This is a genomic window from Paraburkholderia sp. (assembly GCF_035501035.1).
In the GTDB taxonomy this organism is placed as follows: Bacteria; Pseudomonadota; Gammaproteobacteria; order Burkholderiales; family Burkholderiaceae; genus Paraburkholderia.
Map to the genome: position 1 here is coordinate 1 of NZ_DATJWR010000406.1, position 6846 is coordinate 6846.

Below are 6846 nucleotides of genomic sequence, written 5' to 3' on the forward strand. Positions count from 1 at the left end.
CATTTTTAATGTTATTTGCGTTGTAGAAGATTTACCGGAATGGAGATCGAATAAAGCGGTGACCGGTAAGCCCTACTGCCCAACCAGGACCAGGAATCGAAATGCTAAGCCCTCATGAGTTCGCCACGCTAATGCTGGTCAAGGATGCCCCAGACGCAATCGCCGACCGCGCCGAACTGGACGCATTGGTAGAGCGCCAGCTCGTCGCGCTCGAAGAACGGGCTGGCGGCAACCTCCTCCCTCGTCTGACACAGGAAGGCGGGAGCATTCTCGAAGCGGTCGCCCGCATGCATTGAACACCTGCGAGGTCCTCGTCCGGCATCAGGTTCGCTGGAGCGAAGACGGTGACCCGAAGCTGCACTCCCATGCGCGTGACGACGTCACTCCTCGACCCCGCCCTCCCAACGCGATGAAGTAACCGCGAGCACAACGTTCTCCGCTCATCAAAGCCTTCAATCGCACATACCCGCCCAGGCGCGCTCAAGCAATGCAGCAAGGGCGCCGGCTTCGACCGGGCGTGGATTTTCATATGGATTCCTCAACGCCTCGTCGACCGTACGCGCGATGCCTTCATACGGCATCCCGATGTCGAGCAATGCGAGCGGAATGTCACAGTCACGTGCGAGTTGCAACAGCGCACCGACAGCATCATCGGTCCCCATCGCACGACACAGCCGGGCCATGGCGGAAGGGATCATCGGCGCATTGTAGGCGAGCGCGTGGGGCAACATGACGGCATGCGTCTCGGCATGCGGCAGATCGAACAGGCCGCCCAGCGTATGACACAGCTTGTGATGCAGCCCCATTGTGGTCACACCGAGACAGCACGCGCAAAGCCAGGCACCATAAAGCAGCGACGCACGCGCCTGCGCATCGCCCGGTTCTTTCAGCACACGTGGCAGCGCACCGACAATCGCGCGCACACCCTCCTCGGCCATCATCGAGACGATCGGATTGCCATCCGGCGCGTAGAGTGCCTCGACTGCGTGCGCGAGCGCGTTGAATGACGAAAGGGCCGACATCGCCGGTGGCAACGAGAGCGTCAGATCCACGTCATAAATCACCACCTCCGGCTGGATCTTCGGACTACGCTGCGTCGTCTTCCGACCGCCTTGCGTCTCGCCGAGGATCGGCGTCATTTCGGAACCTGCGTAAGTAGTCGGAAGCACGATCTGCGGCAGATCGGTGCGCAGTGCGATGGCTTTGCCAAGCCCCGTGGTCGAACCGCCCCCCACCGCGACGACGCCGTCGATCCGCTCAGCTTTCACGACTTCCAACGCGTGCGCCGTCACCTCGACTGGCGTATGCATCGTAGCGTCATTGAACGCACCAGCGGCACGTTCGCCGAGCAGTTGCCGGACTTGCTCCGCCAGCACGACCTGTTCCGGCGTCGACAGCACCAGCAGGCGGCGCAAGCCGAGCCGCTCGGCCTCGGCAGGCAAAGTCGCACTGGTGCCGCGACCAAACACGACCCGCGCCGGGAGCATCTGATAGACAAACGAATCCTGCATGAGGCGGCTCCCTCGATGAATGACTCAAATGCGCTTTTACAAGAGCGAGCAGGCTACGTCGAACGACAGCCGCGGCAAGCGCTCGAACACCTTGCCCGGATCTCCGTAACCAATGTTACAAAGGAAATTGACCTTGACGTCGCCGCCCGGAAAGAACTCGTCGTTGATTCTCTGCGGGTCGAAGCCCGACATCGGGCCACAGTCCAGCCCGAGCGCACGCGCAGCAAGGATCAGGTAAGCGCCCTGCAAGCTACCGTTACGAAATGCCGTGCTCTCGATCAGATCCTCCTTCCCATCGAAGATCGTCCGTGCATCGGAATGATGGGGAAATAGCGCCGGCAGGCGGTTATAAAAGCGACGATCGTAGGCGACAATCACACACACCGGGGCAGTGAGCGTCTTGTCGATATTCCCCGGCGCTAACGCCGGCAGCAGGCGCGCCTTGGCTTCGGGCGTACGCAGGAATACGAAGCGTGCCGGCGAGGTGTTCATGCTCGTCGGGCCGTATTTGGTCAGATCGTAAAGCGCGCGTACCTGCTCATCGGTCACCGGTTTATCGAGCCAGCCATTGTGTGAGCGGGCAGTGCGAAACAGTGTGTCGAGCGTGGATGCAGACTGCGTGTTCAGCATGTTCAATATCCAGAGAAAGTAAGGGCTAGGTGCGCGTGGCACCGGAGGCTATAGGCGAGGCCGGATAATCCACTTGATGCCGTGCGATGCGCAGGTCGCCCAGTTCTGCTTTCACGCGCAAATGCTCGGCATGGACCGCATAGGCCGAAAGCGATTCGTGCGAGTCGAATTCGGAATACAGCACGACATCGCACGCGTAGTCGACGCGACTCATGTCCACGCCGATTTCCATGTGCAGCAGCCCGGGAATCTTGCCGACCAGCCCTTCGAATGCCGCCTTGAGGCGGCTGATGGAACTCGCTTTTGCGTCAGGTGTGTCGCCCTTCAGGTTCCACATCACGATGTGCTTGACCATCAAGCCCTCCAGCTTTAGTCCATACGCCAGTTTCCGGCTGCGGCACGGGATTCCGATGCTCCGCCCTGATCACTCTGACGCGGGGCCACAATTGCCGCTCGGTTGAGAACGAATGTAAAGTCAAGCGTGCTAAACGGCGTGTCGATGTTCGTGCCATCGGGCGCCTTGCCCGGCTCGTGGTGCCGCCAGTCCGCAATCAGCGACGAACGCACACCGAAGACCGCATCGGAGTCGAGGTATTGATCGCCCGCGCGGAATACATGCGTGATAAGCCGTTCGTAGCCGGGCGCTTCAATCATGAAGTGCAGATGCGCGGGCCGCCACGGATGCCGGCCAAGTGCCTCGAGCATCCGGCCCACAGGGCCGTCATAGGGAATCGGATAGGCTACCGCCGTGATCGAGCGGAAGTGAAACGACCCGTCCTCGAGGCTGCGCAACGTGCCGCGCCCCTGATCCGCAGTCGCCCCGTCGTATTGCACGTCGTAGAAACCCGCCGAATCAGCCTGCCAAACCTCGATGCGCGCATTGGGCACCGGCTCGCCGGCAAGCCCTGTCACCCGCCCACTCACGAAACAGGGCTCGCCCTTCGCGCCGTTCGCGACGTCATCGCCGTTCTCGTACCGAGGTGCGTTCGCAACGAAGAACGGCCCGAATACCGTCGACTCCGTGCAGCCGGCCGGCTTGCGGCTGTTGAGCGCCGTCACCAACATCGACAGGCCCAGCGTATCCGACAGCAGGATGAACTCCTGCCGCTTGTCATCGGTGATGTGGCCCACGTCCGTGAGGAACTGGATGCCTTGATACAACTCGTCCTCGGTCAGCTCGACGTCGCGGGCAAGCGCGTGCAGATGCTGGACGACGCTCGTCATGATCTGCTTGAACCGTGGACCCTGAGTCCCCGCCTGACTCGCAAGGACGATTTGCGTAATCGTGTCTTCATCGACGTTTCTCATGGTGCCTCCCAATTGCCTGAACCTGCCTGAACCTGCCGGGCGTGCGACGCATCATGGGTCGCACGCCGTTGCCCGTCAGACCGTCAGTGCGCTGTGGATCGCGAGCTGCTCCTGATGGCGCGCCTTGTCTTGAGCCTTCGCGTAGTCTGCAGAGGCGGCGTATTCCGTCAGGAGTTCGTCGTGATGTTCGATGCCGCACACCTTCGACGCGAGCACGCCGTATGGGCCCGACGCAGCGAACTCTGCGCGCTGCATCGTCAGCGAGCGGATGGTTTGGAGCGGCGTGCCGTTGAAGTTCTCGAACATGAAGAGCCGGCCGCCCCATTCCGAGAGGAACAGATCGCGCACGACGCGACCGATCTTCACGCGGTCATACGGCTTGCCCGTCGGACCGTTGTTCATGCGCTCGAGCCACGGACCCAGGTTCGTGTCCTTCCATTGCGCTTCCGTCGGGAAAATCAGCGCGCTGCGGCCGCACAGATCGACGAGTTCATAGATCATCGTCGAGAAGTGTTCGAGGTAATATGCGCGACCGAAGTCATAGATCAGGATGTTCGGCTTGAAATGGCCGCCCGGCGTATGAAAGCCGAGTTCTTCGGCTGCGATCATGTGTGCGAGCGTCGCCTGATGGAAGCCGATCAGCTTGGCGACGCGCGTCTGCACCTGCGGAATCTTGTTCGTACCGATGTGCTCCGTGATCAGCACGGCAAGGCCCGCCATCAGCTCCGCGCGCACCACCTGGCGAATGAGCGCGGCATAGTGCAGCCAGTCGAAGACACGTTGCGGATACAGCTTGGCGTGCTCCGGATTGCCAATGTGAAACACATGGCTCCATGGAATAAAGACGTTGTCGAACACGGTCACGCCGTCGAGCTCGTCGCCCTGCGCGGCAAGCGGGTGTTCTATGTCATCGTCTTTTACCGTGCTCTCGCGGCAAACGATGGTCACGCCTTTCGTATTGACCGGCGTGGCGGCAAAGATGATCTGCTCGCCCGGAATGCCGGGACGGAAGAAAACGCCGATATGAATCCAGTCCGCAAACGGGACACCCGTGCCGATCGCCTTGACGCCGGTGACGGTAATGCCGTGCTCATCCTTCTTTACCACGCGCAGTCCGGGCGATTTCGCTTGTGCCTCCGGGCCAGATCGATCCATTTGCGCATCGACGAATTGCGGCGCGCAATTCAGATCGTTGTCTCTTGCGTGCGTCACGAATTCCATGATGTTCTTCGCAAGATTCTGGCCTTCCGCGCCGATGGCCTGCGTTTCCCAAGGCGTCGGGTCGTCGGCGTAAGTCATCAGCACGTAGTTGTTGACGTCGGGTGTGCGCGGGAACGAAGCGCCCGCGAGCTCCCGCATGACCGTCTCGTGATACTTGCGTTTGCGGCGGTTGTCAACGTACTTGTCGCGTCACTTCACGCGAACTGCTTTAGTTCTTCCGGCTGCATGCGCTCCGGATTGAGCCAGACTTCATCCTTCAATTCCCAATTGCGCGTCGATCGGGACCAACGCCGTGGATTGCGCTGCCTGGCCTCTGCATAAACAGCTTCACGTTGCGCAAGCACTGCGGCGGCGACGCCGTTGTGGCGCTGCGCCGGCGTGACGAATTTCAGGCCGCTGTGTTTGTGCTCATGGTTGTACCAGCGCACGAACTGCTGCGTCCAGGCCCGCGCTTCATCAATGCTGCCGAACGGTCTGCGCGGATAGTCGGGCCGGTATTTGCAGGTGCGGAACAACGACTCCGCGAATGGGTTGTCGTTACTCACACGCGGCCTGCTGAACGAGGCCACGACCCCCAGGTTTTCCAAAGTGGCGAGCATCGTCGCGCCCTTCATCGGGCTGCCGTTATCCGAGTGCAGCACCAGGGGACGCCCGGCCAGTCCCTCGGCCAGACTGGCACGTCGCATCAGCAACGCGGCCAGTTCCGCCGATTCGGCTTCATGCACTTCATGAGCGACAATCTTACGGCTGAACACGTCCAGCATCATGTACCAGTAGTAGTACTGTCCTTTGACCGCCGCCGGCAGCCACGTGATGTCCCACGACCAGACCTGGTTCGAACCAGTGGCGCAATGGCTGGTCACCACCCGGGTCGAAGGCTTGCGCGCACGACCCCGGTGATGCTGCTGCGAGGCGCTGCGCAGCACGCGATAAAAGCTCGATTCCGACGCGACATACACGCCGCGATCCGCCAGCCTCGGCACGATCTGGCTGGGCGGCAGGCTGGCAAACTCCGCACTATTGGCTACCTCAAGAATCTGTTGCCGTTCGGCCTCACTCAGCTTGTTACCCGGTGACGGCCGTTCGGTCGTGGTACGACCATCGGCACGCACCGCGTCACCGTCACCCACCCAGCGCTGGAACGTGCGCAGGCTCACGCCCAGCTCGGCGCAAGCCTTCTCCAGCCGGCAGCCTGACTGCGCTGCCTCGCGTATCAACGATATACATAACAGGCGATCCGGGACGTTGATCAATCGTCCTCGTTGCTTCCCCAGAGTCGAGTAGCCCGGCGGAACTTCCCCGCCAGGCCCTCACAGATCCGTACGTGAACCTCTCGGTTCATACGGCTCTTGTCACCCAGCCGATGGCAATACCCCCTGCTTCCAGTGGTACAGCATCTCTGGTGCGCGCTCCGCCAACTGCCGGAGCCAAATCCGAGCCTTGGCACGACTCCGTTTAAACCGGCGATACTTGCGTACCGCCCATTTCCCCAGAATGTCGTTGAAGTGGGCAATCACGCGCTTGAACTCGCTCATGTAGAACGCCGCGTAATAGTTCCACCATCCTCGCAAGGCTGGATTGGCCTGGGCGGCGATGTCTTCGATCCCAGCCTCCGTCCAGCGACCGATATTCCACGTCCGCATTTTCTCGCGGATGCGTTTCGCCGCCTTGCCGCTGAGGGCAGGACTGAAGCTGTTGAAGTAAACACCGCGCTTGCTTTTGGCCAGCCGGCCACGGAAGGTGTATCCCAGAAAGTCGAAGCTCGTGGTGGAATAGTCTTTCTTGCGATTCCCATCCCGGCAGTACACGATCCTCGTCTTCTCAGGATGCAACTCCAGACCACAGGCCTTCAGACGTGCACCGATTGCCTCCTGCAACCGCCTGGCTTCGGCTTCGCTTTTGCAGTGGACCAATCCATCGTCCGCATACCGCACGAACGACGTGTCCGGAAAGTGCCTCGCCATCCAGGTATCGAAGGCATAATGCATATAGAGATTAAACAGTACCGGGCTGACGACACCACCCTGCGGCGTGCCCTGCGTCCGCGACACCATTTCCTGCCCCCTCATCATCGGCGCCTTCAGCCAGCGTTCCACGTACAGCTCTACCCATTTGCAGCGGGCATGTTGCCGCACCGCTTTCATCATGAGTTCGTGGTCAACGTGGTCAAACGCAC

General features: G+C 60.9%; 7 protein-coding genes and 2 pseudogenes. 1 reads left to right on the forward strand and 8 read right to left on the reverse strand.

The features are described from left to right. Positions 1-101 precede the first annotated feature (101 nt). Positions 102-296: a hypothetical protein gene (locus VMJ11_RS29225; protein ID WP_325624233.1), complete on the forward strand. Its 195-nt coding sequence runs from the start codon at positions 102-104 to the stop codon at positions 294-296. A 156-nt stretch (positions 297-452) separates the two neighbouring features. On the opposite strand, the gene VMJ11_RS29230 is transcribed toward VMJ11_RS29225, so the two are convergent. The 8 genes and pseudogenes from VMJ11_RS29230 to VMJ11_RS29265 all read right to left on the reverse strand — a co-directional run. Then, the gene (locus VMJ11_RS29230; RefSeq protein ID WP_325624235.1) at positions 453-1511 is read right to left on the reverse strand and encodes a maleylacetate reductase; all 1059 of its coding nucleotides are present in this window, start codon (positions 1509-1511) and stop codon (positions 453-455) included. Between the two features lie 36 nt (positions 1512-1547). Beyond that, positions 1548-2141: a malonic semialdehyde reductase gene (locus VMJ11_RS29235; RefSeq protein WP_325624236.1), complete on the reverse strand. Its 594-nt coding sequence runs from the start codon at positions 2139-2141 to the stop codon at positions 1548-1550. 25 nt (positions 2142-2166) lie between these two features. After that, positions 2167-2496 carry a Dabb family protein gene (locus VMJ11_RS29240; protein ID WP_325624237.1) on the reverse strand — a complete coding sequence of 110 codons (330 nt, stop codon included), beginning with the start codon at positions 2494-2496 and terminating at the stop codon, positions 2167-2169. Positions 2497-2510: 14 nt separating this feature from the next. Then, complete coding sequence (locus VMJ11_RS29245; protein ID WP_325624239.1) at positions 2511-3449, reverse strand: intradiol ring-cleavage dioxygenase; 939 nt, start codon at positions 3447-3449, stop codon at positions 2511-2513. A gap of 75 nt (positions 3450-3524) precedes the next feature. Continuing rightward, positions 3525-4307, reverse strand: coding sequence for a 4-hydroxyphenylacetate 3-hydroxylase C-terminal domain-containing protein (locus VMJ11_RS29250; protein WP_325624243.1), 783 nt, complete (start codon positions 4305-4307; stop codon positions 3525-3527). Further along, positions 4281-4832: pseudogene (locus VMJ11_RS29255) on the reverse strand (4-hydroxyphenylacetate 3-hydroxylase N-terminal domain-containing protein); the annotation flags it as partial. The gene VMJ11_RS29250 and the pseudogene VMJ11_RS29255, both read right to left, overlap by 27 nt. Before the next feature lie 32 nt (positions 4833-4864). Next, positions 4865-5944: pseudogene (locus VMJ11_RS29260) on the reverse strand (IS3 family transposase); the annotation flags it as partial. A gap of 78 nt (positions 5945-6022) precedes the next feature. Continuing rightward, positions 6023-6846 (reverse strand): reverse transcriptase domain-containing protein (locus tag VMJ11_RS29265; RefSeq protein ID WP_325624241.1); only part of this gene is annotated, 824 nt, incomplete at its 5' end.

What these genes read in the sequence shown, in the direction of transcription:
- VMJ11_RS29225 (WP_325624233.1), top strand. Translation starts at nt 102, where the DNA reads ATGCTAAGCCCTCATGAGTTCGCCACGCTAATGCTGGTCAAGGATGCC.
- VMJ11_RS29230 (WP_325624235.1), bottom strand. Translation starts at nt 1,511, where the DNA reads ATGCAGGATTCGTTTGTCTATCAGATGCTCCCGGCGCGGGTCGTGTTT.
- VMJ11_RS29235 (WP_325624236.1), bottom strand. Translation starts at nt 2,141, where the DNA reads ATGCTGAACACGCAGTCTGCATCCACGCTCGACACACTGTTTCGCACT.
- VMJ11_RS29240 (WP_325624237.1), bottom strand. Translation starts at nt 2,496, where the DNA reads ATGGTCAAGCACATCGTGATGTGGAACCTGAAGGGCGACACACCTGAC.
- VMJ11_RS29245 (WP_325624239.1), bottom strand. Translation starts at nt 3,449, where the DNA reads ATGAGAAACGTCGATGAAGACACGATTACGCAAATCGTCCTTGCGAGT.